This is a genomic window from Pseudomonas paeninsulae, assembly GCF_035621475.1.
GTDB classification, from domain to species: Bacteria; Pseudomonadota; Gammaproteobacteria; order Pseudomonadales; family Pseudomonadaceae; genus Aquipseudomonas; species Aquipseudomonas paeninsulae.
The window spans coordinates 1,199,652-1,226,534 of sequence record NZ_CP141799.1; the positions used below are offsets into that span (position 1 = coordinate 1,199,652).

The 26,883-nt window shown below is 61.7% G+C and carries 22 protein-coding genes; 5 read left to right on the top strand and 17 right to left on the bottom strand.

What is annotated here, in order from left to right; all coding sequences use genetic code 11:
- Positions 1 to 24: 24 nt before the first annotated feature.
- The 17 genes from VCJ09_RS05490 to yaaA form a co-directional block, all read right to left on the bottom strand.
- The gene (locus tag VCJ09_RS05490) at positions 25 to 2,247 is read right to left on the bottom strand and encodes a sensor domain-containing phosphodiesterase (protein ID WP_324733459.1); all 2,223 of its coding nucleotides are present in this window, start codon (positions 2,245 to 2,247) and stop codon (positions 25 to 27) included.
- 292 nt (positions 2,248 to 2,539) lie between these two features.
- A complete protein-coding gene (locus VCJ09_RS05495) occupies positions 2,540 to 2,944 on the bottom strand; it encodes a hypothetical protein (protein WP_324733460.1) in 405 nt (134 codons plus the stop codon).
- Positions 2,945 to 3,775 (bottom strand): SDR family oxidoreductase, encoded by an 831-nt coding sequence (locus VCJ09_RS05500; RefSeq protein ID WP_324733461.1) that lies wholly within the window; start codon positions 3,773 to 3,775, stop codon positions 2,945 to 2,947.
- A gap of 326 nt (positions 3,776 to 4,101) precedes the next feature.
- Positions 4,102 to 4,566 carry a multidrug transporter gene (locus VCJ09_RS05505; RefSeq protein ID WP_324733462.1) on the bottom strand — a complete coding sequence of 155 codons (465 nt, stop codon included), beginning with the start codon at positions 4,564 to 4,566 and terminating at the stop codon, positions 4,102 to 4,104.
- Positions 4,567 to 4,711: 145 nt separating this feature from the next.
- A complete protein-coding gene (locus VCJ09_RS05510; protein ID WP_324733463.1) occupies positions 4,712 to 6,151 on the bottom strand; it encodes a mannose-1-phosphate guanylyltransferase/mannose-6-phosphate isomerase in 1,440 nt (479 codons plus the stop codon).
- 174 nt (positions 6,152 to 6,325) lie between these two features.
- Positions 6,326 to 6,973, bottom strand: a complete 648-nt coding sequence (locus tag VCJ09_RS05515; protein WP_324733464.1) for an alginate O-acetyltransferase AlgF — start codon at positions 6,971 to 6,973, stop codon at positions 6,326 to 6,328.
- Between the two features lie 75 nt (positions 6,974 to 7,048).
- On the bottom strand, positions 7,049 to 8,191 hold the full coding sequence (locus tag VCJ09_RS05520) for an alginate O-acetyltransferase (RefSeq protein ID WP_324733465.1): 1,143 nt from the start codon (positions 8,189 to 8,191) through the stop codon (positions 7,049 to 7,051).
- Positions 8,192 to 8,203: 12 nt separating this feature from the next.
- Entirely contained in the window at positions 8,204 to 9,748 is a 1,545-nt protein-coding gene (locus VCJ09_RS05525; protein ID WP_324733466.1) for an MBOAT family O-acyltransferase, read from the bottom strand.
- Between the two features lie 156 nt (positions 9,749 to 9,904).
- Entirely contained in the window at positions 9,905 to 11,005 is a 1,101-nt protein-coding gene (locus tag VCJ09_RS05530) for a mannuronate-specific alginate lyase (protein ID WP_324733467.1), read from the bottom strand.
- 17 nt (positions 11,006 to 11,022) lie between these two features.
- Positions 11,023 to 12,447: an alginate O-acetyltransferase gene (locus VCJ09_RS05535; protein ID WP_407693009.1), complete on the bottom strand. Its 1,425-nt coding sequence runs from the start codon at positions 12,445 to 12,447 to the stop codon at positions 11,023 to 11,025.
- An 11-nt stretch (positions 12,448 to 12,458) separates the two neighbouring features.
- Complete coding sequence (gene algG / locus VCJ09_RS05540; protein ID WP_324733468.1) at positions 12,459 to 14,060, bottom strand: mannuronan 5-epimerase AlgG; 1,602 nt, start codon at positions 14,058 to 14,060, stop codon at positions 12,459 to 12,461.
- Positions 14,061 to 14,070: 10 nt separating this feature from the next.
- Positions 14,071 to 15,570 (bottom strand): alginate export family protein, encoded by a 1,500-nt coding sequence (locus tag VCJ09_RS05545; protein WP_324734603.1) that lies wholly within the window; start codon positions 15,568 to 15,570, stop codon positions 14,071 to 14,073.
- A gap of 14 nt (positions 15,571 to 15,584) precedes the next feature.
- Entirely contained in the window at positions 15,585 to 16,973 is a 1,389-nt protein-coding gene (gene algK / locus VCJ09_RS05550) for an alginate biosynthesis TPR repeat lipoprotein AlgK (RefSeq protein WP_324733469.1), read from the bottom strand.
- A gap of 13 nt (positions 16,974 to 16,986) precedes the next feature.
- The gene (locus VCJ09_RS05555; RefSeq protein WP_324733470.1) at positions 16,987 to 18,153 is read right to left on the bottom strand and encodes an alginate biosynthesis protein Alg44; all 1,167 of its coding nucleotides are present in this window, start codon (positions 18,151 to 18,153) and stop codon (positions 16,987 to 16,989) included.
- Between the two features lie 43 nt (positions 18,154 to 18,196).
- Positions 18,197 to 19,684: a mannuronan synthase gene (gene alg8 / locus VCJ09_RS05560; RefSeq protein WP_324733471.1), complete on the bottom strand. Its 1,488-nt coding sequence runs from the start codon at positions 19,682 to 19,684 to the stop codon at positions 18,197 to 18,199.
- A gap of 98 nt (positions 19,685 to 19,782) precedes the next feature.
- Entirely contained in the window at positions 19,783 to 21,093 is a 1,311-nt protein-coding gene (locus VCJ09_RS05565; protein ID WP_324733472.1) for a nucleotide sugar dehydrogenase, read from the bottom strand.
- 628 nt (positions 21,094 to 21,721) lie between these two features.
- Positions 21,722 to 22,501 carry a peroxide stress protein YaaA gene (gene yaaA, locus VCJ09_RS05570; RefSeq protein ID WP_324733473.1) on the bottom strand — a complete coding sequence of 260 codons (780 nt, stop codon included), beginning with the start codon at positions 22,499 to 22,501 and terminating at the stop codon, positions 21,722 to 21,724.
- A 189-nt stretch (positions 22,502 to 22,690) separates the two neighbouring features.
- On the opposite strand from yaaA, the gene dmeF reads away from it, so the two are divergent.
- The 5 genes from dmeF (at position 22,691) to moaE (ending at position 26,808) form a co-directional block, all read left to right on the top strand.
- Complete coding sequence (gene dmeF, locus VCJ09_RS05575; protein ID WP_324733474.1) at positions 22,691 to 23,644, top strand: CDF family Co(II)/Ni(II) efflux transporter DmeF; 954 nt, start codon at positions 22,691 to 22,693, stop codon at positions 23,642 to 23,644.
- Positions 23,645 to 23,951: 307 nt separating this feature from the next.
- Positions 23,952 to 25,343, top strand: coding sequence for a PhoH family protein (locus VCJ09_RS05580; protein WP_324733475.1), 1,392 nt, complete (start codon positions 23,952 to 23,954; stop codon positions 25,341 to 25,343).
- A gap of 130 nt (positions 25,344 to 25,473) precedes the next feature.
- The gene (moaC, locus tag VCJ09_RS05585; protein WP_079200951.1) at positions 25,474 to 25,950 is read left to right on the top strand and encodes a cyclic pyranopterin monophosphate synthase MoaC; all 477 of its coding nucleotides are present in this window, start codon (positions 25,474 to 25,476) and stop codon (positions 25,948 to 25,950) included.
- The gene (moaD, locus tag VCJ09_RS05590) at positions 25,947 to 26,195 is read left to right on the top strand and encodes a molybdopterin converting factor subunit 1 (RefSeq protein WP_324733476.1); all 249 of its coding nucleotides are present in this window, start codon (positions 25,947 to 25,949) and stop codon (positions 26,193 to 26,195) included. Before moaC ends, moaD begins: the two co-directional genes overlap by 4 nt.
- 157 nt (positions 26,196 to 26,352) lie before the next feature.
- Positions 26,353 to 26,808, top strand: coding sequence for a molybdopterin synthase catalytic subunit MoaE (moaE, locus tag VCJ09_RS05595; protein WP_324733477.1), 456 nt, complete (start codon positions 26,353 to 26,355; stop codon positions 26,806 to 26,808).
- Positions 26,809 to 26,883: the final 75 nt, after the last annotated feature.

The window sequence follows — 26,883 nt, forward strand, 5'->3', positions numbered from 1 at the left end:
TGACGCGACACTGGTGTGCGTCCCTCAATGCCAGGTCGACAGCGCTTCCCAGGCACGGAAGCTGTCGCCGGGAATTGGCCGGCTGATCGAGAAACCCTGGGCGATGTCGCAACCGAAGTTGCCCAGGCGGGTCAGGGTTTCGCGGCTTTCCACGCCCTCGGCAACCACCTCGAGGTCGAGGTTGTGCGCCAGTTCGACGATCGAACGCACGATTTTCGCCGAGTCATCGTCGTCGCTGAGCATGTTGGTGACGAAGGATTGATCGATTTTCAGTGAGTCCACCGGCAGTTTCTGCAGGTAGGCCAGCGAGGAGTAGCCGGTGCCGAAGTCGTCGATGGTCAGCCGGGTGTCGAGGTTCCTCAGTTGGGTCAGGGTCTGCAGGGCCGCCACTGGGTCTTCCATCAGCGCGCTTTCGGTCAGCTCGAACTCGATCCAGTTGGGCTGGGCGCCCCAGGTGGCAAAGGCGCCACGAATCCGCTCGAGCAGTTTGGGGTCGCGCAGGTCGTGCGCCGACAGGTTGACCGAGATGGGTCGCGCGTCGCCTTCCTCGTGCCAGGCATAGCTCTGGCCCAGCGCCGCGTCGAGCACCCAGTAAGTGAGCGGGGTGATCAGCCCGGCGCTCTCGGCCAACTTGATGAAGTCGTTGGGTGGCAGCAGGCCATGTTGCGGATGCTGCCAGCGCACCAGGGCTTCGCTGCCGCACACCTTGTTGGTGGCGATCTGCAGTTTTGGCTGGTAGTGCAACAGCAGCTGGTTGCCATCGATCGCCCGGCGCAGTTCGCTCATCAGCGTCAGGTGCTGGGCGCATTCGCTGTCAAGACCGCCCTGGAACAGCGCATAGCCGGCGCTGGAGCGCTTGGCCTGATCCATGGCGCTGCCGGCGCGGCGGATCAGCGCGTCCGAGTCGGTGCCGTGGCCGGGGTAGAGGGCGATGCCGATGCTGGCGCGGGCATCGAGGAGCAGCCCGGACAGGTCGATCGGCTCATACAGCGCCACCAGGATCTTCTGCGCCAGTTGCGACGCCTGTTCGGCACCGCCGCTGGGCATCAATACGGCATATTCGCTCTCGCCGATGCGCGCCACCGTGCTGCTCGCGCTCACCGCCTGCACCAGGCGCGCGGCGATGGCTTGCTGCAGGCGGTCACCTTCGGGGTAGCCGAGGGTCTCGTTGATTGCCTGGTTGCGGCCGACTTCCAGTTGCAACAGACCGAGCGCCCGGTGCTCCTGCTTGGCGCTGGCAATCGCATCCTCCAGCTGTTCGCGCAGATTCAGGCGATTCGGCAGTTCGGTCAGCGCATCGAAATAGGCCATGCGCCTGATGGTCGCTTCCGCCTGCGCCGCCTTGGCGCGGGTGCGCAGGGTGGCGATGCCGAAACCCAGATCCTTGGCCGTGGCGAACAGCAGCTCGACCTCCTGCTCGTCGAAGGCGTCGGCCTCCATTGCCATGATCACCAGCTTGCCGATCAGTTGCTCGTCGACGCTCAGTGGTAGCACGATGGCCGAGGCGAAGCCGTGCTCGATGGCCTCGTCCAGTAGCTCATCTATCGGTTCGTCGAGGCGGTTGCGGATAACCAGCGGTCGGCCGGCCTCGAGTTCGGCAGCGAAGCGCTGGATGTAGGCCTTGCCCTTGGCGCCGGCGGCCCAGGTATCGGCGCGGGCGAGGAAACCGTGATCGCTGCCGGCGTAGGCAACCTGGCGCTCCGGCTCGGCGGGGTCTTCCTGGCGGTAGGCGACCCAGGCCAGGCGGTAACCGCATTCGGCCACCAGCACCCGGCAGACTTCCTCGAGTAGGTCGGACTCATCGCTGGCATGGATCAGTGCATGGTTGACCGCCACCCGCGTCGCCAGGGCGCGATTGAGGCGCTGGATCTCCTGCTCGGCCTGCGCGCGGCGGGCCTTGCTGCGCAGGGTTTCGATGCCGAATGCCAGGTCCTCGGCGGCTTCGCTCAGCAGTTCCATTTCTTGCGCGGCAAAGGCATCGGGCTCCGGGGCACCGATGCCGAGAGCACCGAAGATCTCGCCGTCGACCCGTAGCGGCAGCGACAGCACCGAGGCGATGCCGTGTTGGATGGCGCCCTCGCGCCAGGGTGCGGCGTCGGGGTCGGTCAGCAGGTTGTGGGTCAGGCTCAGCTGGCCGGTGCGGATCGCGGTGCCGGAGGGGCCGTGGCCGCGCTCGTTGTCGGCCCAGGAAATGTTCAGCGAGTCGACATAGGCCTGGTCGACCCCGGCATGGGCCAGGGGGGACACTGTCTTCGCACGGATCGTGCTCGGCGCGGCCGACCCAGGCCAGGCGATAACCGGCCTGCTCGACGATCACCCGACAGATCGCCTGGAGCAGGGTGGCCTCGTCTTCGGCACGCAGCAACGCCCGATTGCAGCCACTCAAAGTGCGCAACGCGCGGTTGAGGTACGGGTGTTCCTGGTTGGTGGAGCTTGGCGCTGGCACAGTTCGTCTCCGACTCATGCACGATCTGCCTTGAGTATAGAGTTGCACAGCGGCGCAGGGTTCCGCCGGCTGAACGGTGCAGGCCAGCAGGCGCTAGCGAAACTTGGCGAAAACCCGCTCGGAGAACACCAGCTGGGCGAACAGCGGATAGCACAGGTAGTGCAGGGCGAGGATCAGCAGGGCCATGGGGCTGGGGTCGTCCTTGAGCGTCATCAGCCCCAGTAGGCCGAGATAGAGCAGCGCCAGTACCCCGCCATAGAGCCAGACCAGATGCCGCCGTTCGCTCGGCAGCGGCGCGCGGCTGTTGCGCCACGCAAACCACAGGGCCATGCCGCCGGCCACAACCATGGCGATCAATAAGGTACTCAGCAGACCGCCCAGTTTGACCAAGGTGCGCAGCAGCAGATTGAGCACGATCACCGCGGCTACACCACTTAGGGCCAGGCGGGCGACGGGCACGGCGGCAGGGCGCGAAGTCAGATCATTTGAGGCAGGCATTCAGAGACTCCGGTTCAAGCCGAAACGTTTTTTCAGGACCGCATCGAGCAGGGTTTTTGGCACCAGTGCCGCGATCAGCGGCAGGACCCGGCTGCCGTTGCCCAGGCGCAACAGGCGCGGGCGCTTGGCGCTTTGCACGGCAGCGAGCAGGTTGCGGGCCAAGTGGCTGGCGGGCGTGGGGTTGTCCTGGGAGGCGTTGGCGCGGGCGCGGATACCCGCACGGAGTGGCCACCAGGGCGAAGCTTCGTCGATCAGCTGCTCGGCCTGCTGACTGGCATTGGCGCCGAAGCTGGAGGCAATGGCGCCGGGTTGCACTTCCATGACCTCGATGGCGAAGGGCGCCAGCTCCAGGCGCAAGGCATCGGACAGCGCATGTACGGCGGCTTTCGAGGCGCAGTAGGCCCCGGCGAAGGGGGTAACCAAAATCCCGGAAACGCTGCCGATATTCACCACCAGGCCCTTGTTGCGCCGCAGCAGCGGGAACAGCGCCCGGGTCACGCCGACGAGGGCAAACACATTGGTCTCGAACTGCCGGCGCATGGCCTCGACGCCGCCATCGAGCAGCGGGCCCATGGCGCCGTAACCGGCGTTGTTGATCAGTACGTCCAGGCCGCCGACTTGCGCCTGCATGCGTTCGGCCAGTTGACCCAGGCCCAGGCCGTCGTTGACGTCCAGTTGCACCGCGGTAAACCCGGCCGCGCTGAGCGTGGCGAGGTCGGCGCTTTGGCGGGCCGTGGCCCACACCTGATAGCCGGCCTGCTGGAATGCGTCGGCCAGGGCGCGGCCGATGCCGCTGGAGCAACCGGTAATCAGGGCGGTGGGCTGGGTCATGCGGGCATCCTTGGTTGTTATACGTATTAGGCCGCTAAAAAACGTAGGCGAGGCAGGCAAGACAAGGCGCTATGTAGAAACAGCCTTCGGCTGATCAAAGCGGCGAGAAACGTAGCGCAGTGAAGTAACAGCCAACGGCTGACCCGCAGGGTGAGCGCAGCGAATCAAGCGGACTGGGCTCGCACGCGAGTTTACTACTGTAAATGAGCATTACTCGTTTCACTCGCCCTTCGGGTCGCGCTGAAGCGCGTTAGCCGCAAGCGGCTTGCCGAGCCTGTTTTTAACGCCCTTATCTTTTCAAGAAGAGGGCCAATACAGGTAGTTTTTCAGTGACTGAAGCTGCCTTGCAGGCGTTCGGCCCGGAATTCCAGGGTGCTGGCGCGGTAGCCGCTGCGCAGGGTCGGCACGGGCAGGCAGTCCTGCCAGGTGGCGCCTGGCAGCAGTTCGCCGGGGCCGCTGTAGCGGGGGGATTCGTAGAGGCGTTCGACCAGGTTGACGCTGTCGCCGGGGCGGTTGGCGGCGATCTTCCAGTGCAGTTCGAGCAGGGCGGCGTCGCTGCCGTTTTTCAGGGTCAGGGCCAGGGGGCGGTTGGCTGGGCAGTTTTGCGGATCGTAGACCAGGCGCAGTTGCATATGCGCCAGGTGGCGCATCTCGCGGCTTTCCTGCCAGAGCACCCAGCTAGCCACCAGGCCCAGGCCGATCAAGGCGGCAAGGGAGATAGGCAGGGCTTTGCTCGGGTAGCGGATCAGCAGGACCAGCCAGCTCAGAACCAGTATCGCGCCGAATAACATAGGGGGAACCTTGGTGGATAAAACAGGGCTTTATCCTACACAAGGCTGGGGCGACATGCGCCCTGCTGGCGGATGTCGAAAAAAGCAACGCCGGCCCTGTCTGTGACAAGGGCCGGCGTCTGTTTGCCGCGGGTTTAAAGTCGACTTAGTTGGCGACGATGCTCAGCGGTGTTGCCTGGCTGCGACCATAGACGTCTTCCAGGCGTTCGATGTCGTCTTCACCGAGGTAGCTGCCCGATTGCACTTCGATGATTTCCAGCGGGATCTTGCCGGGGTTGCTCAGGCGGTGCACCGCGGTCATGGGAATGTAGGTGGACTGGTTTTCGGTGAGCAGGAACACCTTGTCGTCACAGGTCACCTCGGCGGTGCCTGATACCACGATCCAGTGTTCGGCACGGTGATGGTGCATCTGCAAGGACAGGGTGGCGCCAGGCTTGACCGAGATATGTTTGACCTGGAAGCGTCCGCCCATGTCCACCGAGTCGTAGGAACCCCAAGGCCGATAGACCTCGCAATGGTTCTGGGTTTCGCTGCGGCCTTGCGCATTGAGCTGATTGACCACGGTCTTGACGTCCTGCACGTGGTCGCGGTGGGCGATCATCATGGCGTCCTTGGTTTCCACCACGACTATGTCGTCCAGGCCGATCACCGAGACCAGCTTGCCGTTGCCATGCACCAGGCAATTGCGGCTGTCGTGCACCATGACATCGCCCTTGGTGACGTTGCCGTTCTTGTCCTTGTCGTGCACGTCCCAGATCGACGACCAGCTGCCGACATCGTTCCAGCCAGCATCGAGCGGTACCACGCAGGCGCGGGTGGTCTTTTCCATCACCGAGTAGTCGATGGAGTTGTCCGGGCAGCACTCGAAGGTGGCGGCGTCGATATTGACGATATTACCCTCGATCTCGCTACGTTCCAGGGCCAGCAGGCAGGTGTCGTAGATGTCGGCGTCGTGCTTCTTCAGTTCTTCCAGGTAACGGCTGGCGCGGAACAGGAACATGCCGCTGTTCCAGAAGTAGTCGCCGGACTCGACGAATGTCCGGGCGCGCGCTTCATCGGGTTTCTCGACGAAGGACTGCACGCGAATCACACCTTCTGGCAGAAGGGGGTCGGCAATCGATTTGATGTAGCCGTAGCCGGTTTCCGGACGCACAGCCGGGATGCCGAACAGCACCATTTCGCCTTTTTCGGCGGCCTTGCTGCCCAGCGCCAGGGCGTCCTGGAAGGCTTGCTGGTTTTCCAGCACATGGTCGGCGGGCAGGACCAGCAGCAGCTCGTCACGGCCTTCGGCGAGCAGCTTCATGGCGGCGATGGCCACCGCCGGCGCGGTATTGCGGCCAAAGGGCTCGAGCAGGAGCGCCTGGGACTCCAGTTGTTGGCTTTGCAGTTGTTCCTGGACGATAAAGCGGTGTTCCTTGTTGCACACCAGCAGCGGCGCCTGCATGCCGTCGAAGGTCAGGCGCTTGATGGTTTGCTGGAACAGGGTGTCATCGCCAGTGAGGGCGAGGAACTGCTTGGGGAACTGCTTGCGCGAGAGGGGCCATAGGCGCGAACCGCTACCACCGGAAAGAATTACTGGAATCATGTCTGTACTCCTAAAGCGTTTATGCACTCGGTTGGACGTCTCCCGCACTCTGGCGGGAGGTCCAGTTACCCAGGCTGAGCGAACAGCTCTGGGGGCATCACTCCAAAACGCCTCCTCATGAAGGCGCTAATTGCAGGTCGGTCTATTGCCGAGCTTGGCTGCTGTCCGGGTTGCTTAATCGGTCTTGGCTGGGCGCTTGACCCACACCGGCGAGAGCTGGCTGGCCTTGCCGGTGATGTACAGGCTGACTACCTCACCGCGCGCCAGGGTGACGGGCTTGAGGTCGCTGACTTTCTTGTTGCCGTCGAACAGCGCCAGGCTGATCTTGACCGGGTTGACTTCGCGCTCGCCGTTGCCATCCGGGGCGACGTTGTCGACTACCGCGGCCTTGCCGTCGGCGGTCTTCAGGCTGAGCGTGCTGTCGGACAGGTTCTGTACCCGGAGCAGGGCTTTCTGCTTGTTCTGGAATGCGGCTTCTTCCACCAGCTTGGGTTCTGCGCCCGGCTGGTTGACCAGGGTGTAGTAACGGTCGGCGTCGAGTTTCACCGGCAGGCTGCTGCTGCCGACCTGGGCGCTGTAGCTGCCGGCCGGGAGATAGCTGAAGTCGCTGGAGCCAAGCGGCGCAACGTCGCTGAGCTCGGTGTTGCCGACGCTGACGCTGAGCTCGCTGTTGCCGGCGTTATAGGCGCGGACGAAGGCCGATCCCTTGGGCGCGATGGGGGCGTAGAGGCCACCTTCGCCGGCGTGTGCGTGCAGGGCGCTGAAGCCCAGGGCGATGGCGCCGACGTACGACATCCAGCTGTATTTGGTTGGTCTGTTCATGGGTAGTGCTCCATGTGATTTAACAAAATGATCTGTCGACCATGTGGGGGTGAGACCTCAGAACGGACGGCTGATTCAATTGTTGTTGCTGCTGGCCAGGCGTTGTTGGCTGCTGTTGCTTTTCAGCTCGGCTATCCAGGCCTGATCGAAGTTGCTGAGGTCGTTGGCCATCGGCAGGTAGCGTTCGGGGAATTCCCAGATCAGCAGCTGCGGTGTGGCGTTGGCAAATTCGTCGCTTTGTAGGTACTTGAGCATCGGCACGATCGGCCCCTGGCCGTCTTCGGCGTGGTTGCTCAGGTCGCGTTGCAGGTGTTGGCGCAGGGCGCCAGCAAAATTCCAGTTGGGGTTGGCGCTGTAACTGGTGCCGACCAGCGCCACCGGCATGTCGCTGTCGGCGAACAGCGCATCGGTGCCGTTGACCTGGTCCGCGGCACGGGTTTGGTACTGCTGCAACTGATCGGGTTCGGGTAGCAGTTGCTCGAACAGCGGCGCCAGCGGCAGGAAGCTGGTCAGGTCGCCGAGCAGTGGCTTCTGCTTGGTGGCCTGGGTGACGAACTCCTGCGGTTCGCCGTTGAGGGCTAGCGAGCGGCTGACGGTTTCACTCAGTTGGCGGGCGACGAGATCCGCGCCCAGCGGTGTCCAGTGGGTGTCGGTGCGCAGGAACAGTTGCCCGCTGTTCTTCTCGGCCTGCAGGTTGGCGAGCAAATCCGGTGCGGCGATGTCGGCGCTGCGCACCGCGCTGTGAAAGCGCTGGTAGAGATCCTTGCGCTGGCTGCTGATGGGGTTGTCACCGACGTGCTCCGGGTACAGGCGCGACTTCGACGGCACTATCGCCAGCAGCAACAGCACATCGTGTTGCGCCAGTTGGTCACGCACGCCCTGAATCAGCGCCAGGTTGTCGCGCTGATTCTGTTGACCGTCGGCCACCGGGTTGAACTCTTCATCCGAGTACAGCCAGTCGTGCTTGCCGATCACCACCCCGGGGCGGCCTTCGTTGAACAGCACGTAGTCCAGCGCGGCCCAGACATTGGTGCCGAGCTGCTTGATCGGGAATTGCTTGTCGTAATGGCTCTCGAAGCTTGTCGCCAGGTTGCCGTCGAGCACGCTGAACTGGTTGGGGGCCTGGTAACTCAGGACCCCGCGCATGGACCAGAGCAGCAGCAGGGTCAGCACGCCGAGGAACAGGGCGATGTAGAGTTTGCGTAATGGACGCGTCATGCTCGGCCTCATTCAGAATTGGAAATAAAGAAAGGGGGAGTAGCTCTGCGCCGAGAGCTTCAACACCGAAGCGCAGAACAGCAGGAGCAACGCGCCCCGGACCAGGTAGCGCGGTACGGCGGCGCTCCAGGTGGCTTGTTGCACCAGCACTCCGCCGCTGCCAACGAGCAGCCCCTGCTCATCGCCAGGCACGGCCTTGACCATGCGCGACAGGTCGGTCGCCGGCCCATCGGCGCGGGCATCCAGCGCCTTGTGGCGATAGAACTGACGCAAGCCGCAAAAGGCCATGACCGCATAGGCCAATACCAGGGTGGCGATCTGCAGGTCGCTGATGCTGGCGCTGTTGAGTTCGCTGAGCTGCAAGCCTTGGCTGCTGAAGAGCGCCGGGCTGAACATGGCGCTGTACATGCGCCAGGCGATGTCCAGGTTCTCGGCGCGGAAGATCACCCAACCGAGCATCACCAGGAAGAAGGTGAACAGCCACTTCAGCGGATTGATCACCTTGGGTGCGGCGTTCACTCCAAACAGGCGTTCGATCGCCAGCCACATGCCGTGCCAGGCGCCCCAGATCAGGAAGGTCCAGTTGGCGCCATGCCACAGGCCACCGAGTAGCATGGTCAGGAACAGGTTGCGGTAGGTGTTGAAGGTACCGCTGCGGTTGCCGCCCAGCGGCACGTACAGGTAGTCGCGCAGCCAGGTCGACAGGCTGATGTGCCAGCGTCGCCAGAACTCGGTGATCGATTGGCTGATATAGGGCTGGTTGAAATTTTCCATAAAGCGGAAACCCATCATCAGGCCGAGGCCGATGGCCATGTCGCTGTAGCCGGAGAAGTCGAAATACAGTTGCGCGGTGTAGGCGATCATGCCCAGCCAGGCGTCGCCGGTGCTGGGGTCTTGCAGGGCGAAAATCTGCTCGACCAGCGGCGCCAGGCTGTCGGCGATGAACACCTTCTTGACGAAGCCCTGCATAAAGCGCGTGGCGCCTTCGGAGAACTTGTCGAGGCTATGGGTGCGGTCGGTGAACTGGTCGGCCAGATCCTTGTAGCGCAATACCGGCCCGGCAATCAGCTGCGGGAACAGGGCGATAAAGGCGGCGAAGTTGATCAGGTTTTCCGTGGGTTTGGTGTCGCCGCGGTACACGTCGATCAGGTAGCTGAGCGACTGGAAGATATAGAAGGAGATGCCGATCGGCAGGATCACATGGGTCAGCAGGAACGGCTCGAAGCCGGCGCCTTCCAACACCTTGTTGATGTTTTCCACGCCGAAGTTGGCGTACTTGAAGTAACCCAGGGTCGCCAGGTTGCCGGCCACGCCGCCGATCACCCAGCGCTGCGCCGCCTTGCTGCGCACTCCGGCGCGATAGATGCGCAGGCCGAAACCGTAGTTCCACAGGGTGACTGCGACGAACAGCAGGAGGAAGTCCACCCGCCACCAGGCGTAGAAGGCGTAGCTGCCGATCAGGATCAACAGGTTGCGATAGCGATTACTGCTCAAGTAATACAGGCCGAGAAAGATCGGCATGAACAGGAACAGGAATACGTTGGATGAAAAGACCATCCGTAGATCTCCGGTGAGTTACAACTCTTCCGGGGCTCGCAAGCCCCCCTTACCCCCCGCGAGCGGGAGGGTGTTTCACACCGTCCGTGGACGGGCTTGCAAGCTTGCTGGGGCTATTGCGTCCAGCCCGGTAAAGCGTTCACCGTTCGAGGTGACTCAACTGTCTTTGGGCTTCTTCGGGTCGAACAGCTGGCTCACATCGCCGCCGAGGCGGAAATTATTGAAGGAGCCCATCTTGTGCTTGAGTGCCTTGGTGTCGGCCGTGCAGGCATAGAGCGTGCAGTAGGGCGCCAGCCAGGCGTATTTGCTGTTTTTCTTCAGTTCTTTCATGTCTTGTTTCTCGCCGGTTTTGCTGGCGAAGTCGTCCTGGTCATCCACCCCGTCCAGCACCCGCTCGGCTAGACGCTTGAGCGCGCCCTGGTTCTCTTCGCGCAGGTCGACGCCGTTGGCCTGGGCGAAGGCGGCGAGCATCATCAGCGGCGGCATTGCGTAGTTGTGGTAGGCCAGCGCGCGATGGTTGCGTTTCAGTTCGTTGGGCAGGTAGCCGTCAGGGTCGACCTGGTTGGCGCCCACCCGGAACTGCTCCACCGCCCAGTCGAACAGGTCGCGGCGGTCGGTGGCGACGGCCGTGGCCATCACCGACCAGGCAGACCAGTAGCTGTGGTTGTTGATTTTCCTCAGCGGCAGATTGCTCCAGTCATGCACGGTGTTCTCGGCCATCTTGATGAACCAGGCTTCGATCTGCTGGGTTTGCTGCGGATAGGCTGCCAGCGGCTGCGACTCGGAGAATTTCAGGCGCAGGTAGGCGGAGGACAGACTGCCCAGCGCCCATTTGCGCACCGATTTGCCGGTGTGGTTGTAATCGCTGCTGAGCAAGGCGCCGGCCTCGGCCCATTCGCTCAGCCACTGCAGGGTGCATTCGAGCTGCTCGGGTTGGCCTTCGCGCATGTAGTACGTGACCTGTTTGCCGACCCCGCGCTCCAGTTCGGTGATGGAGGCGGTCTTGTCGCGGAAGGCCTTTTCCGACTCCTTATTGAGGGTGGCGCGGGCCTTGCCCGAGCCTTCGTATTTGCTGCGAAACACCAGCTTGTCGGTGTAGGGCTGTGGCGCTGCCTGACAGGCTCTCGCCTTCTTGTCGGTGACCGGCACTGGCGCGTAGTAGCCAGCCGGCGGCACCAGGCTGGCGGCGAGCAGCGGTTGGGCGAACAGGGCCGCGCCGAGCAGGCAGGGGCCGAGTATCCAAGTGGGGCGTTTCATCGTGCCTCCTATAACCGTCACTGGGCTTGTGCCGTGACGGCTTTGTCGCTAGCGGCGGGGCGTTTGCACAGGGTTGCCTCGACGCTGAGATTTGCCGGCATGTTTTCCGGGCTGTGAATGTCCAGGGCGAGCAGATTGAGGTCGACCCAATCGGCTTCGTTGCGCAGTTCGAAGACATAGCGTCCGTCGGTACCGGCACGGTCGCTCTGTTCGATTTTGAAGTTCTCGCGGCGACCGGTGAGGTACCAGAGGGTGGCCTTGGAGTTGTGCACGCTGGGGTCGCTGAAAGTCAGGTCGACCTGGTAGTCGCCGCCGCGCAGATCCAGCAGTGGTCGGTTCTCACCATTGACCAGGACCTGGTTGGCGCCGGGCTTGAGCGTGACCTTGTTCTTCATCACTGCCGGGCGGCCTTGGCAGCCGTTGTTTACCAGTGGTATGGCTTGGCGGTAGAAGCTGGCTTGCCCCAGGTCGTAATGGGTAGCGAACTCCCAGATGAGGATCTTCGGTGGATTTTCGTGAAATTCCTGGCTGGACATGTATTGCAGCAGGGAGCTGTCGAAGCCGCCGCCGCTGACCGACCTATTGAGTACCTCGGCACCACTGTATTGCTGCAGGAAACCGGCGAAGTTGTAAGCCGGGCCGCTGTTACTGGTGCCGACCAGGGCGATTTCCGGGTCGGCTTCGTCGCCGAACAGGCCGGCGCTATCGGCTTCGCCCACCGGTTCGGTCTCGAAGCGCTCGACGTATTGGGTGGCATAGGTGGCGCCACAGAAGGTGGCCGCAGTCTTGTGCAGGGTGCCGGCCTTGCCCAGCAGACCGACCACCTTGCTGGCGAATTCTTTCTTTGGCGCCTCGTCGAAACCGGGCATTTGCTTCAGGGTTTCGGCCACCAGTTCGGCGGTGCGCTGGGCGCCAGCCGGCGTCCAGTGGTGGTCGGCCTTGAAGTAGTAGGCGGTGTCCACGTCCTGTTCGTCGAACAGCGGCGACAGGTCGGTCACCCAGATCCCGGTCTTGCGCAGGTCGGCAATGGCTTGCAGGTAATTGCGCTTGGCCAGCTCGAAGTTGAAGTTGGCTTTCTCTTGCGCGCTCAGCTGCTCGCGGTTCACCAGGCCGCGGGTCGGCTGATAGACCACCATCAGCTCGATGCCTTTGCGCTTGAGCGTGTCGCGCAGGCGTTTGAACTGGCGGTAGCCGGCGGGCGTGGTGCCAAAATCGGTGCGCAGGTCGTTGCCGCTACGGAACAGCCAATCGCCTTGGCCCTGCACCAGCGCGGTGAAGAAGCTCAGGTACTTGGTGTTGTACTGGCTCGGGTCCTGGGCGATCGGACACAGAGGGCCAACCCGCTGCACCTGGTACTGCGGCTCGGCCATGGCGCTACCCGCAGCGCCCAGCAGGGCACTGGCGAGGGCCAGTTGGCGGAAATTGAAGTGGCGTTTGATCACGTTGTAGTTCCTCAATCCTGGAGTTCGGTCTGATTTTCGACCGGGTCGATGAGCACTGCCAGCTTGCGGCGCACCATCAAGTCGAGAATTTCATCCTGTCTTTCGCCGAGGATGCCGGAGAAGCTGATGCCGGTACTTTTGCTCGGCGCGAGCATTTCCACGCGGTACAGCTCCACGGAAAGCGGCGAGTCGATGGACAGTGGGCTGGAACCGTTGGCGGCGAGCGTGCCGCCGACCACGATCATCGACACCTCGGTGTCGAAGGGGTCGAGTTCGATGTTGCGGTCGGTGTCAGACAGGTCCTTGATGTGGCCGTAGATGCCGGTCAGGCCGTTGGCCGCCGAGATGTTCTCGTACAGGCGAATATTGGTGCTGTTGCGCAGGCGAATGCCGTGGCGGGCATTGTTCAACACCTTGTTGCCCCACAGCAGGTTGTCCGAGCTCTCGTAAATGGTGATGCCGTCGGAATGGTTCTGGTACACCTCGTTGTAGGCCACCAGATTGCGCACGCTGTTACGGTCGAGGACGATGCCGGAGAGCTTGTTGTCGTAGCTCTTGTTGTTGATGATCCAGCTGTCGTCGACTTCGCGGGAAATGATGATGCCGTGCTTTTTCTTGGTCCCGTGCACCGTGTTCTCGGCGATGATCAGGCCATGGGAACGGTCGTGCGGATCGATGCCATAGACGATGTTGTCGCGGTAGGTGTTGCCCTTGAGCACCACGTTCTCGGCTTCATAGCAGTAGAAACCGTACCAGTGGTCGACGAACTCCGAGTCGATCAGCCAGCCGGTCGGTTCCGGGCGTTTGAGGCGAGCCTGCATGCTGGGGGTGTACTGGGTGATGCTGACGCCGTAGGACTTGCTGTTGCTGTAACCCAGGCTGGTGAAAACGCTGCCGGAGATGTACAGCTCACTGCCGCCCCAGGACACCAGAAACGGGCGGAACTCATCGGCCTTGCGAAAGCTCGCCGGGCCGTTGTCCGCTTCACGCCAGGCGGTGAGCTTGGTGTCGGTGAAGAATAACTGGCCGTCGTTGACCAAAAAACTGCCACGTTCCTGAGACAGGCGCAGTTCCTTGGTGTCCTTGCCCACGTGCAGGGTTGCCCCTTGGGCCACGACGATCGGCAGGCGCGCCAGGTAGACGCCCGGCTTGACCTCGCGAAATTGGCTATCCGGCAGGCTGCGGGCGAGATCCTTGGGCGTCATGTAACCGCCTTCGATAAAGATCGCCTGGGGCATGCCGTTCTGCCGCTCGACCCATTCGCGCAGGCGCCCGTTGCCGCCGACAAAGTCCTGCAGGGCATCCTGGCGCACCATGCGCCGCACCACTACCTTGCCGCCGGGCTTGCGCTGGATCTTGGCCTCGACGGCGGCAGCGGTGTAGCCGCTGAGATCGGGCAGGGTGGGTGTATCCAGATGCAGCTGCTCGACCGGTACGCTGGTTATCGTGTAGTTGTTGGTTTCCTTGAGCGTCTGGGTCGGTTCATTAGTATTTTCAAGCACTTGCGCCGCTTGCACCCAGGGCGCCGCCAGCTGCAGCGCGCCGAACAGTAGGCCGCTGCACAGCAGACCTACTGCACAGCCTTGTTTGAGTTTGCCTGGTCGTTGCGTCATGGCGTTGTCCTCAGTATTTCCAGATAACGTCGACGAAGGCGCGATGCATCATCGAGTCGGTGTCGCTGCCGTAGGCATCGCCGGGCTTGAACACGCCACCGCGAAAACGTACCAGCGCCGCCGGCTCGTCGATCGCTTCGCTCATCGAGGCAGGCAGCAGGCCCTGCTTGAAGTACTTGGTGACCACCAGATCGAGCTCCTGGCCGAGGTCTTTCTCGCCATCCACCAGGTCGACCTGGGGGGCAGGGATAGCGTTTGAGAGCGGGTCATCGAAGCTTGCGTTGATCCCGCTTCTACCGATCTGCTGCTGGTCATCGACCCGCCAGAATTTGTGGTAGACCAGGCTGGCGTCATAATCCTCGGCCATCTGCCAGGAGCCGAACAGGGTGGCCGACTGCAGGTTGCTCAGCTCGCCGCGGAAGACTTCACCGTAACGGTGCACGCTGGAACGGGTGCCGGTGAAGTTTGAGCGGTTGCTTTGCAGGCCGGTCTGGCGATAGTTGCCTGTGCCGTTACCGTTGTCATCGCCGCTACCACTGGCACGGGCATAGGCGCCGCCGACTTGCCAGCTGGGGTCCAGGCGAAAACGCAGGCCCAGGTCGGTGGCCCAGGCGTTGACGTTGTCGCTGTTTTTGCCGGTGGCGACTTCCTGGCCGTTGACGACACCACGCGACAGGTCTTCGCGGTCACCGCTCAACGAGGTGAGGCTGGCCCAGTAGTTGACTGGTTTCTGGTTGCGAAAGTTGTAGGCATCGCTGTTGGCTTGCACGCCGAGCCAGGTCAGCTTGCCGGTGGCGCGCTTGTCCAGGGCGTCGATCGGCTCGCCGGGGTTGGCCAGTTTGCCGTTATCGTCAGAGTGATGGGCGTTGAGGCCGACCCAATGTCCTGGGCGCCACTGGGTCTCGACATCGCCGAATACGTGCAGACGATCTTCGTCTTCCGGGGCCAATTCGTCGATGTCGCTGCGGTAGTCGCTGAAGCGTTGCGCGGTGCCGAGGCTGGCGCGCAGCAGGGTGGTGTCGAAGGTCCAGTTCAGCGCTTCGATATTGGTATCGCGCCATTGCCCGTCATCGTTGTGCAGGCGTTGCCGACCCAGACGCAGGTGCTCGCCGGGATAGTCGGTGAGTCCGGCGTAGTCGACCCAGAATTCACGCAGCGCCAGGTAGTTCTTTTTCCGCTCGCGGCCGTCTTGCTGGGTATCGCTGGACAGCTCGGTGTCGGACGACTCCAGGGTGTCGGTCTCGATAATGTCGCTGGCGACCACCGCCTGGCCCATGGCGAAGGCACTCCAGTTGCCGCGTTGGCCATACAGCCAGGGGCGCAGGTCGGCAGCGATACCGTTGACGTCGCCACCGTCGCGGGTGCCGAGGTCGCGGTCATCTTCCGATTGCGCGGTGATCTTGATGTCGAGGCCAAAGTTGTCGTCGCTCATCTGCACTGCCCATACCGAGCTGGCGGAGAGTAATGAGACGCTCAGGCCCAAGCCTGCGGTGATCCTGTTGAGTGTCATCGCGTAGTCCTTGTTCATTGGGTTTGCGCCTGGCGCAGGTTTTGCTCTTGCCCGGCGATGCCGCGCAGTTGACGTTCATCGCGCAGCAGTTGTTCGGCTCGGGTACGTTGGGCCGGTTGCAGTTGTTGTTCGATCAGACGGGCCAGTTCGGTGGCCTGCGGGGTGTTCTTCGGCAGCGCCAGTTGGCTGAAGACGAAAGCATTGACCGGGTCGGGAATCACGCCCTTGCCTTGCGAGTACATCTGGGCGAGGGCGAAGTCGGCGCTGATCCGGCCGTTACGAGCGGCGCTGAGCAAATGATCCAGGGCCTTCTGTGGGTAGATGTCGCCGAGGTAGCCACGCAGGTAGATTTGGCCGAGGAAGTAGTTGGCGCTGGGTTCGCTGGGCGCGGCCTTGCGCAGATGCTCTTCGGCCTTGTGTGGGTCCTGTGCTACCAGCTTGCCTTCGTAGTACAGGCGGCCGAGCAACAGTTCGGCGCGCGGCAGCGCCGCGGCGCGACCTTTGTCGAGGTAGCCCATCATGGTGTCGATGTCGCCCAGGCCCGGGTAGTCATAGAGCAGGCGCGCCAGGCTGACCCAGGCGGCCGGATAGGTCGGGGCGATGGTTTCGAGCAGTTCCTGGGCTCGCTCTTCATCCGGCGTGCCCAGCTCGGCGTCGGCCAGCACCTGGGCGACGTCATCCACCCGTTGCGGGGTCACGACAGCGCTGCGGTAGCCCGCCATCAGGCGTTGCAGCAGGGCTTTCTGTTTGTCGGCCTGGTCTTGCTTCTGATACACGGTGGCCAGTTCGACGTAGCAGACATCGGCTTCGGCAATCAGGCCTTGGCAGATTTGTTCGATTTCACCCAGGTGCTGGTCGTAGTTGCCCTGGGTGCGATAGAGCAGGATTTGTGCCAGATCGGCCTGGGTATGGCCTTGCTCGCGCCAGGTGGAGATGCGTTCTTGCACGTTCATACCGGGGAAATCCTGTGGGTATTGCAGGTAGAGCACGACCAGCGGCAACAGGCTGCTTTGCTCTCCCGCGGTGAATGCGTCATTCAGCAACTCGGCCGCTTCAAGGCGCTCGGCCTTGCTGGCGTCCACTTTGCGCGCGAGCAATTTACCCAGACGCGCCCGGGCCCGCGGCGACTGGTCAAGGGCCAGGCGATAGGTCTGTTCGGCCTTCTCCAGGTCTTCCGGCGTGCCGCTGGCCAATTGCAGATCGGCCAGGCCGACCTGCGCCTTGACGTAGCCCAACTCAGCCAGTTGGCGGTAGTTCTGCTCGGCGGTACTGGTGTCGCCGCGCTTCAGCGCTTCGGCGGCCAGGCGCTCGTCCGGCAGCCCGGCGCAACCGGCCAGGGTCATGGCCAGGGAGAGCGCCAGCAGGGGCGCTGCGTGCATGAGACGGGGGTCGATAGTCGCCATTGTTACGTCCTCCTTAGAGACCTTTCGCCACGGCCTTGTCAAACATCCAGTCGAACGACGGGCCGCGGTCGAGGGTGACTTCCACTGGCTGGCCGGCGAGGCGGCTATCGAGGCTCTCTTCCGGCTCGATCACGACGCGGATATCTGCCGACAAGCCGCCTTGATGCAGGCTGCTGCTGATGATCTTGCCGTAGCGCGGAGTGTCTTCACCGGCCACCCAGAAGCTGGCACGGCTGCCAGGGCGAGCGCGGGAGAAGTCACGATAGGGGAAGCTGGCCAGCACTGTGGCCTTGGTGTCTTGCGGCACCAGCTCGAAGATCACATCGCCTTTGGTGGCAAACTGGCCGTCGGCCACCAACTGACGTGCCACCTTGCAATTGCACGGGCTGGTCAGGGTGCCCTTCATCTGCTTGCCGAACAGGTCTTCGACATTGGCGGGAGACAGTTGTTCATTATCCAGATGGCCCTTGAGCATCTCCAGCATGCTGGCGGAGAAGGTCGCGATGGGCGCGCCTTTCTCGACCATGCCGTCCGGGCCGAACAGACTCTCTACGGTGCCTTCACGCGGCATGGTCACTTGCAGACTCTGTACGTTGACCAGGGCCGATTGGGCGTGGGTCACGAAATACATGCCGTAGACCGACTTGAAAATAAATCCGAAGGCGGCCAGGCCGACCAGGAAAATTGCCAGGCTGAAGCTCACGGCCTTGAGCCGACCGAGCGCGCCCATGCCGGAGTTACCCGCGCCGTTCTTGCGCGCTTTGGTGAAATTTTCCCGCTGCAAGGTACTCAGCAGGTCGCCAGTGCTGACCAGTTCGCCGCCGAGGAAGGAGCTGATCAGGTAGCGCAGGGTGGCCAGCTCGCGTGGCTTGATGTTGTGGAACTGGCAGCCGACGCGGGCGTTTTCGGTATCAACCGAACGCACCTGAAACTCGATGTCGATGCCCAGGTCAAGGCTGTCCAGCCTGAACTGCAGGCGGCCTTTATGAAAGTCGCCGACCTGCGCCGACTGATTGTTGGCGCTGAAACTGAAGCCACCGGCGGAGATATCGAGGGTGTTGGCTTCGATGCGTTCGCGGTTTTTCGTCAGGTAGCGCAGCACGGCCGGGAGCTTGACCCGGGCGTGCTGGCGCTGGGCTTCTGATTCATGGACCACATTGACGTTGACAGCTGTATTCATGGTTGCAATTTCCTGTTCGAAAAAGGTTCCGGTCGGGTTCCGGTCACACCAGTATCAGAAGCGCAGCGATAAACACGCTGCCGGCAGCAAAAGTCATGGAACGCGAGGACCAGGTATTGAACCAACGCTGGAAACTCACCAGGCCGCGATCGAGCTTGGTCGGCTGACGGGTCCAGGACTGCTGGTCGAGGCGGAAGAACACGTAGATCTTCACCATCGCGCCGACGATCTGGTTGTAAAAGAGAATCACTGGGTAGGCCGGGCCGATGCGGTGGCCGCTGACGCTCAGCAACAGAGTCAGCACCAGCCGGGTCAGGCCGATCCACAGCAGGTAGGCAAGGAAGAACCCGGCGCCGTACTTGAGGCTGGCGATAATCGCCACGCTCAGGCCGAGCAGGCTGGTCCACATCGATACGCGCTGATCGAACAGCACCACGCTGGTGAACCAGCCCAGACGGCCTGTGCCCAGGCGCAGGGCGCGGGCGTTCTGCCGCAGGTTGTTGCCATACCAGCGGAACATCAGCTTGCGACTGGCCTTGATGAAGCTCTTCTCCGGCGGATGCTCGACCGTATTGATCGCCGCATCCGGCACGTAGAAGGTGTCGTAGCCCAGGCTCATCAGGCTGTACCAGCTCGACTTGTCGTCGCCGGTAAGGAACTGGAAACGGCCAAGACGCCAGTGGTCGAGGTGATCGCTTTCGACATCGGCGATGAACGTAGGGTTGGTCACCACTTCGGCGCGAAATACCGACATGCGTCCGGTCATGGTCAGCACGCGCTTGGACAGCGCCATCGAGCACATGTTGAGGTGGCGCTGGGCGAAGCGCAGCTGATGCCACTCGCTCATGATGTAGCCGCCGCGCACCTCGCAGAACTCGTTGGTGGTCAGGCCGCCGACATTCGGGAACAACTTGAACCAGGGCACGGTCTTGCGTACCGCGCCTGCACCCAGCACGGTGTCGCCATCGATCACCGCGACCACCGCGTTCGCATCCGGAATTTGCCGGGAGATGGCGCGAAAACCATAGGCCAGGCCATCACGCTTGCCCGTACCGGGAATGCGCACGAAGTCCAGCTTGACATGCTCTGGCGGGTTCATCCGCGCCCAGAGGTTCTTCACCAGCAGTTCATCGGACAGCTCGACGATGGAACACACCACCGTCGTCGGGTAGCCGCAGTCAATCGCCTCGCGAATCACCGAGCGGTACACCTGGGCGGTGGTCAACGCGTCGATGCGGAAGCTGGTGACCAGCAGGAACACCTGAGAAGGGTCGGCGTCCGTGCCGAGTTTTTGCACCTTGCGGCGGTAATAGGGGTAAACCACATAGAGAAACAGGATGCCGCGGAGAAAGTGCACCGCACCCATGGAATAACGCCAGATGCCCACTGCGCCGATCAGCAGGAGATAGTCGCGCGACTCAGGGTCGAACACGCTCCTGGGCAGCGCCAACGCGAGCAACATCAGCAGTGATAGGTAGAACAGCCAACCTGCGGCCTCTAGGAGACCGGTTTTTAGCGTGCTTGTTTGCATATGCATATCCATCGTGTGCGCCGGAAGCGCCGGAAGAACCCGGGGCGAGTGTGCTGCTCGCGCGCCCAGGGTTCGGCTCAACTGGCTGACAGGCTGGTTTACCAGCAGATACCTTCGGCACCCGTACGGGAGGCCGTTGGCATGAAGCCGACCAGGTCGACTACGTGCTTGCCATCGAGCGGCTGTTGCGCCAGGGAAGCAAAGCGCACATCGCCATTGCCGAGCACAATGATCTCGGCGTTGTCGACTACCGCATCGAAGTCACTGTTGAGCAGTGAGGAGACATGCGGAATCTTCGATTCGATGTACTCCTTGTTGGCGCCATAGACACGGGCATATTCGACGTTGCTGTCGTAGATGCTCAGCTCGAAGCCCTTGCCGATGAGCATTTCGGCCAGCTCTACCAGCGGGCTTTCGCGCAGGTCATCGGTGCCGGACTTGAAGCTCAAGCCGAGCAGGGCGACCTTGCGCTTGTTGTAGCTGGAGATGATGTCGAAGGCGTTCTGCACCTGGACCACGTTGCTGCGCATCAACGAACCAATCAGCGGCGCTTCGACGTCCAGCGAGCCGGCGCGGTAGGACAGGGCGCGCACGTCTTTCGGCAGGCAGGAGCCACCGAAGGCGAAGCCGGGCTTCATGTAGTACTTGGAGAGGTTGAGCTTGTGATCCTGGCAGATCACGTCCATCACTTCGCGGCCGTCGACCCCTACCGCCTTGGCAATGTTGCCGATCTCGTTGGCGAAGGTCACCTTGGTGGCGTGCCAGACGTTACAGGTGTACTTGATCATCTCGGCGACATCGATGTCCTTGCGGATCACCGGCGCGTCGAGTTCGCTGTAGATGCTTTCCAGCAGGTCACCGGCGGCGGTATCCAGTTCGCCGATCACGGTCATAGGCGGGAAATCGTAGTCCTGGATCGCGGTGCTTTCGCGGAGGAACTCGGGGTTCACCGCCACGCCGAAATCGACACCGGCTTTCTTGCCCGAGCAGTCTTCGAGGATCGGAATCACCACATTCTTCACGGTGCCCGGCAGCACGGTGCTGCGGACTACCACGGTATGCCGTTCGGGCTTGTTGCGCATGGCGAAGCCGATTTCGCGGCACACGCCTTCGATGTAATCCAGTTCCAGATCGCCGTTCTTTTTGCTCGGCGTACCGACGCAAATAAACGAGACCTCGGTGTCACGAATCGCGTCGGCAACATCGGTGGTGCCGCGCAGGTGGCCAGAGTTCAGACCCTGCTGCAGTAATACTTCCAGGCCGGGTTCGACTATGGGCGATTTGCCATTGTTAATCAGGTCGATCTTGGCTGCCGAGATGTCTACACCGACCACGTCATGGCCGCGGGCCGATAAACAACCGGCACACACGGCACCCACATAACCCAAACCAAAGATACTGATTCGCATCGTATTACCTCGTCGATTTATTGCACAATTTAATAGTGGCTTATTGACCACAATCATTCGGTTAACTCATGTCGACGGGGCGACTGAATTAATTTAGGTATGAGAAATATTTGGCCTCCGCAAGAGGAGGCCGGAACTGGGCGTTTAGTATGCAGCGTGCCCTATTCTGCTACCGAGCCAAGCAGCTGCTGGCCTAGGAGGCTCTGGCTCTTGGGTCTCGGTAGGTCATTTGAACGGTGGAAGTGCTCCTGTGATTTCGCTACAACGTTAATCTGATTGAAATAACCTGGCGGACTGTTGTCCGGCAATTAGCAGCAGGTCGGTTCGCGAAAAAGTTTAATTAAGTAGCATGTTACGTTGATAGGAGTGCGCGCTTTTCCCTATAGTTCCTGCCGCTGGTCTTTTTTTTAAATGGAGGGGATTATTTGAATAACGGCAAGTAATTGCCCATGGGTAGCCATTTATAGTGGCGGCATTGGCAATGCTTGCGCGGTGTATTAAGCGTTCGGAAAGTTCAATGCGCAGGGTTAATTAATTAATCAGTTTGATTGTGCGGGTATTTGGATTGTCGGCGGGTGGGGTGCAAACGGGCCGTGCGGCGGCCCGTAGCGGGGGCATGGAGGCGGGATCAGTCTTGCGGGAGGTCGCGCAGAAACACCAGTTTGTCGGTTTTCGAGTGCTCTGCCGAGTAGCGGTAACCCTGTGCGGCGAAGTCCTTGAGATCCTCGGCATTGCTCAGGCGCTCTTTGATCACATAGCGCGCCATCAGGCCGCGGGCCTTCTTGGCGTAGAAGCTGATGATCTTGTACTGACCGTTTTTCAGGTCCTTGAACTCGGTGTCGATGATTCGCGCGTTGAGCACCTTGCGTTTCACCGCACTGAAATACTCGTTGGAGGCCAGGTTGAGCAGTACGTTGTCACCCTGGGCGACCAGCGCGTCATTCAGCCAGCCACTGATGCGCTCACTCCAGAAGTCGTAGAGGTTGTTACCGCGCGGATTGGCCAACTTGGTGCCCATCTCCAGGCGATAGGGTTGCATCAGGTCCAGTGGCCGCAACACGCCGTAGAGGCCAGAGAGCATGCGCAGGTGGGTCTGGGCGAAATCGAAGTCGGCTTCGCTGAAGTCTTCGGCGTTCAGCCCGGTGTAGACATCGCCCTTGAACGCCAGCAGTGCCTGCTTGGCATTTTCCGGGGTGAAATTTTTCGTCCAGCTGCCGAAGCGTGAGGCATTCAGGCCGGCGAGCTTGTCCGACAGGTGCATCAGTTCGGCAATCTGCAGGGGCGTAAAGTCGCGCAGTTGGGCGATCAGATCCTGGGCGTGGTCGAGATGCTCGGGCTGGGTATAGCGCTGGGTCACCGGCGGCGTCTGGTAATCGAGGGTCTTGGCCGGGGAAATAACCATCAGCATAAAGTCTGCTCCTGAAAGTCTTGGCCGCGATTCTAGCAGCCCGCCAGGCTTCCAGACGCTTAGGACGGCCAGACTACCCATGAAATTGCTTAGTGAGGGTGGGCATCCCGACCCGGATACCGCTGCGCTTGACCTGGGGGCCGCCACGGGGTTGTAGTTTGCCCAGGTCGAATCCTTCAAGGAGCCACCATGACTGCCTGCAATCATTCGCGCTGGCAACCCGCCCACGATTACCGACCGCTGGAAACCCGCACCGAACGCCAAGCCTGGCTGGTGGCCGCGCTGACCGGGGTGACCATGCTGGTGGAAATCGCCGCCGGTTATGCCTTCAACTCCATGGCCCTGCTCGCCGATGGCTGGCACATGGCGTCGCACATGCTCGCCATCGGCCTGACGGCCCTGGCCTATTTGTTGGCGCGGCGTTACGCCGATGATCCGCGCTTCGCCTTCGGCACCTGGAAGATCGAGGTGCTGGCTGGTTTCGCCAGTTCGCTGCTGTTGCTGGTGGTGGTGGCGATGCTGGCGTTCGAGTCGTTGTGGCGACTGTGGCAGCCGCAGGTGATCGCCTTTGACGTGGCGCTGTGGGTGGCGGTGGTCGGTCTACTGGTCAACCTGCTGTCGGCCTGGCTGCTGCGCGACCAACATGAGCACGCGCATGGCCACGGGCATGCTCATGCCGATCACGATCACTCGGCCCTGATTGCCGGAAAAGACCTCAATCGGCATGCCGCTTTTATCCATGTGCTGGCCGATGCGCTGACCTCGGTGGCGGCGATCATTGCCCTGCTCGGTGGCCTGCTGTTCGGCTGGAGCTGGCTCGATCCGCTGATGGGCGTGATCGGTGCGCTGATCATCGCGGTATGGGCCAAGGGCTTGTTGATCGACACCGCCACGGTGTTGCTCGATCGGGAGATGGACAGCCCCGTGGTGGTGCGTGTGCGCAGCGCCCTGGCGCAGGAAGCGGACACCGAACTGGCGGATTTGCACCTGTGGCGAGTCGGCCGCGCGCAGTACGCCTGCATTATCAGCGTGGTGACCCATGGCGATATCTCTGCGGATCGCTATAAGGCCCGACTAGCGGGGATCGGCGAGTTGGTGCACGTGACTATTGAAGTCAATCGTTGTGTTGAAAACGAGTGGTGATGGCGCTACTGATGCGGGATTTTTTTTCGCCGCGAGTGCGGGTAGAACTCCTGACTTTAGCGGCGCTTTTGCGGGTCGCCAAGCGCTATTCGTCGCGGCGACGAATAAACTGAAATAAATAAAAAAAACATTCGCCTGTCATGGTTTTTGGAGTATCTAAAAGACAGACCGCCGAACCCTGCAGACAGGTGGCGACCCTTCACCTTGCTTGCATCAGCTCAGTCCCCATCTGAGCGGTCGGTGGTCCCCGCGGCGGAGCGCTGCTCAGGCATTCCGTCGCTTGGCTCCTATAAGAAGGTGACCGAGTATGGATGACCACGGAAGCTTCAAGCCCACCGCTCCAACCCTCTACGCCCTCGACACCAATGTGTTGATCCACGATCCCAATGCGCTGCTGAATTTTCAGGAGCACCACGTCGCCATCCCGATGACCGTGCTGGAGGAGTTGGACAAGCTGAAAACCGGCAAGCAAGGCGTCGCCGCCGAGTGCCGGCAGGCTATTCGTTTGATCGACAAGATCCTGGGTAGTGCCACGCCCGAGGAAGTGGAGCATGGTGTCGCGATCCAGCGTGAGAAGAGCGGGCCCTGTGGTTTTCTCTCGATTCTCATGACTAAAAGTGCCTCGCCCATTACCTGGCTGCCAGAGGATCTCAACGACAACAAGATCATCAACCAGCTGGTCGAGCTGAAAGCTCGCCGCCCGGACATGTCCGTGGTGCTGGTGACCAAGGACATCAACATGCGCCTGAAGGCGCGCGCCTGCGGTATCGACTCGGAGGACTACCACACCGACCAGTTGGTCGACGATATCTCGCTGCTGCCCAAGGGTTATCACAACCTCAGTGGCTCGTTCTGGGACCGGGTCAGTAAGGTCGACACCCGTCAGGATCACGGCCGAACCTGGCACCGGGTGCAACTGATCGATAACCTGCCGGCAGTCCATATCAACGAGTTCATCATCGACGAGCAGGGCTTCGTCGGCTGGATCAAGGGCATCGAGGCCGATGAATTACTGATCCTCGATCTGCATCAGGAGCCTTTGCTGCATCAGGAGGCCTGGGGTCTGCGCCCACGAGATATTCACCAGGCGCTGGCGCTGTTCGCCTTGCTCGACCCAGACATCCACCTGGTCAACCTGACCGGTGCCGCCGGTTCGGGCAAGACCATCCTGGCCCTGGCTGCGGCCATCGAGCAGACCATGGTCAGCAAGCGCTATCGGAGGATTATCGCCACGCGCAGCGTACAGGGGCTGGACCAGGAGATCGGCTTCCTGCCCGGCACCGAGGCGGAGAAGATGGAGCCCTGGCTCGGCGCCATTACCGACAACCTGGAAGCGCTGCACATGGATGACGAGAACACCCACGGCAGCGTCGACTACATCCTGCAGAAGGTGCCGCTGCAGTTCAAATCGCTTAACTACATCCGTGGGCGCAGCTTCCAGCAGAGTCTGATCCTGATCGACGAGTGTCAGAACCTCACTCCGCATCAGATGAAGACCATCATCACCCGTGCCGGCACTGGCTCCAAGGTGATCTGCCTGGGTAACCTGGCGCAGATCGATACGCCCTACCTGTCGGCGCCCAGCTCGGGCCTGACCTACCTCACCGAACGCTTCAAGGACTTCTCCCACGGCGTGCACATCACCCTGCAAGGGGTGCCGCGCTCGATCCTGGCGGAATTTGCCGAAACCCATATGTAGGAGGCGGTAAGCGGCAAGCTGCAAGCCCTAAGCTGCGAGTTGAACGCGTAGCAGCAAGGCTTGCAGCTTGCTGCTGCCATATCTGGACTGCTGGGTTTACAATCGGCCGATCCCTGCCTGGAGTAAACCTGTGCTAACCCATCTCGATTCCCAAGGTCACGCCACTATGGTCGATGTCAGCGATAAAGCGCTGACCGTCCGTGAGGCCGTGGCTCAAGCCCTAGTGCGTATGCGCCCGCAGACCCTGCAGATGATCGTCGATGGCGCGCATCCCAAGGGTGATGTGTTCGCCGTGGCGCGTATCGCCGGCATCCAGGCCGCCAAGAAGACCGCTGACCTGATCCCGCTCTGTCATTCGCTGATGTTGAGCAGCGTCAAGGTCGAATTGCTCGCCCATGGCGATGATGCCGTGCAGATCACCGCGCGCTGCAAGCTGAGCGGGCAGACCGGGGTGGAAATGGAAGCCCTGACCGCCGCCAGTGTCGCCGCCCTGACCATCTACGATATGTGCAAGGCGGTGGATCGCGGCATGGTCATCGAAAGCGTGCGCCTGCTGGAGAAGCTGGGCGGCAAGAGTGGTCACTACAAGGCCGAGGACGAGCAATGATTCATGTGCAGTATTTCGCCCGTTACCGCGAGGCGCTGGGCCTGGATGGTGAGCAACTGAGCCATACCCTGGAACTCGCCACCCTTGATGACCTGCGCCAGCACCTGCTGGCTCGTGGTGGGGTGTGGCAGGTGTTGGCCGAGCAGAACCTGATGTGCGCGCGCAATCAGGAGCTGTGCAGCCTCGACGAGCCGCTGGAGGAGGGCGATGAAGTGGCCTTCTTTCCCACCGTGACCGGCGGCTGAGTTCGCTGCCATCGCGGCTAAAGCCCCTCCCACAAGTGGCCACACATTTGTGCGAGGGGCTTTAGCCGCGACAGGCCGTGTCCATGGCTCTGGCTACGGATCTGCATCATTAACCCGGCCTACGTCTTCCCCGTTTACGCTTTGAGGACAATTTTTTATGACCATTCGAGTGCAGATCGAGACCTTCGATCCGGGGGTTGAAGTCAACGCGCTGCATGCGGCGAACGTCGGTGTAGGTGCGGTGGTCAGCTTCATCGGCTATGTGCGCGATTTCAACGAGGGCCGCGAAGTCGGCGGTATGTTCCTCGAGCACTTCCCCGGCATGACCGAGAAATCCCTGGCCAAAATCGCGGTCGAGGCCGGGCAGCGCTGGCCGCTGCTGAACCTGCAGGTCATTCACCGCATTGGCCGCCTGGAACCGGGCGAGCCGATAGTCTTTGTCGGCACCACCAGCGCCCACCGTGAGGCGGCGTTCGAGGCGTGTGCCTTCGTCATGGACTACCTGAAGACCCGCGCGCCGTTCTGGAAGAAGGAAGACACGGCCGAGGGCTCCTGCTGGGTCGAGGGCCGGCAAAGCGATCGGAGCGCCGCCGAGCGCTGGCACAAGCCGTAGCTTGCTGGCGATCCATTTTGCGGTTAATGCGTACCCGCAAAGCAGTCCTTCGCCTTCCAGTAAACGGCGGACTGT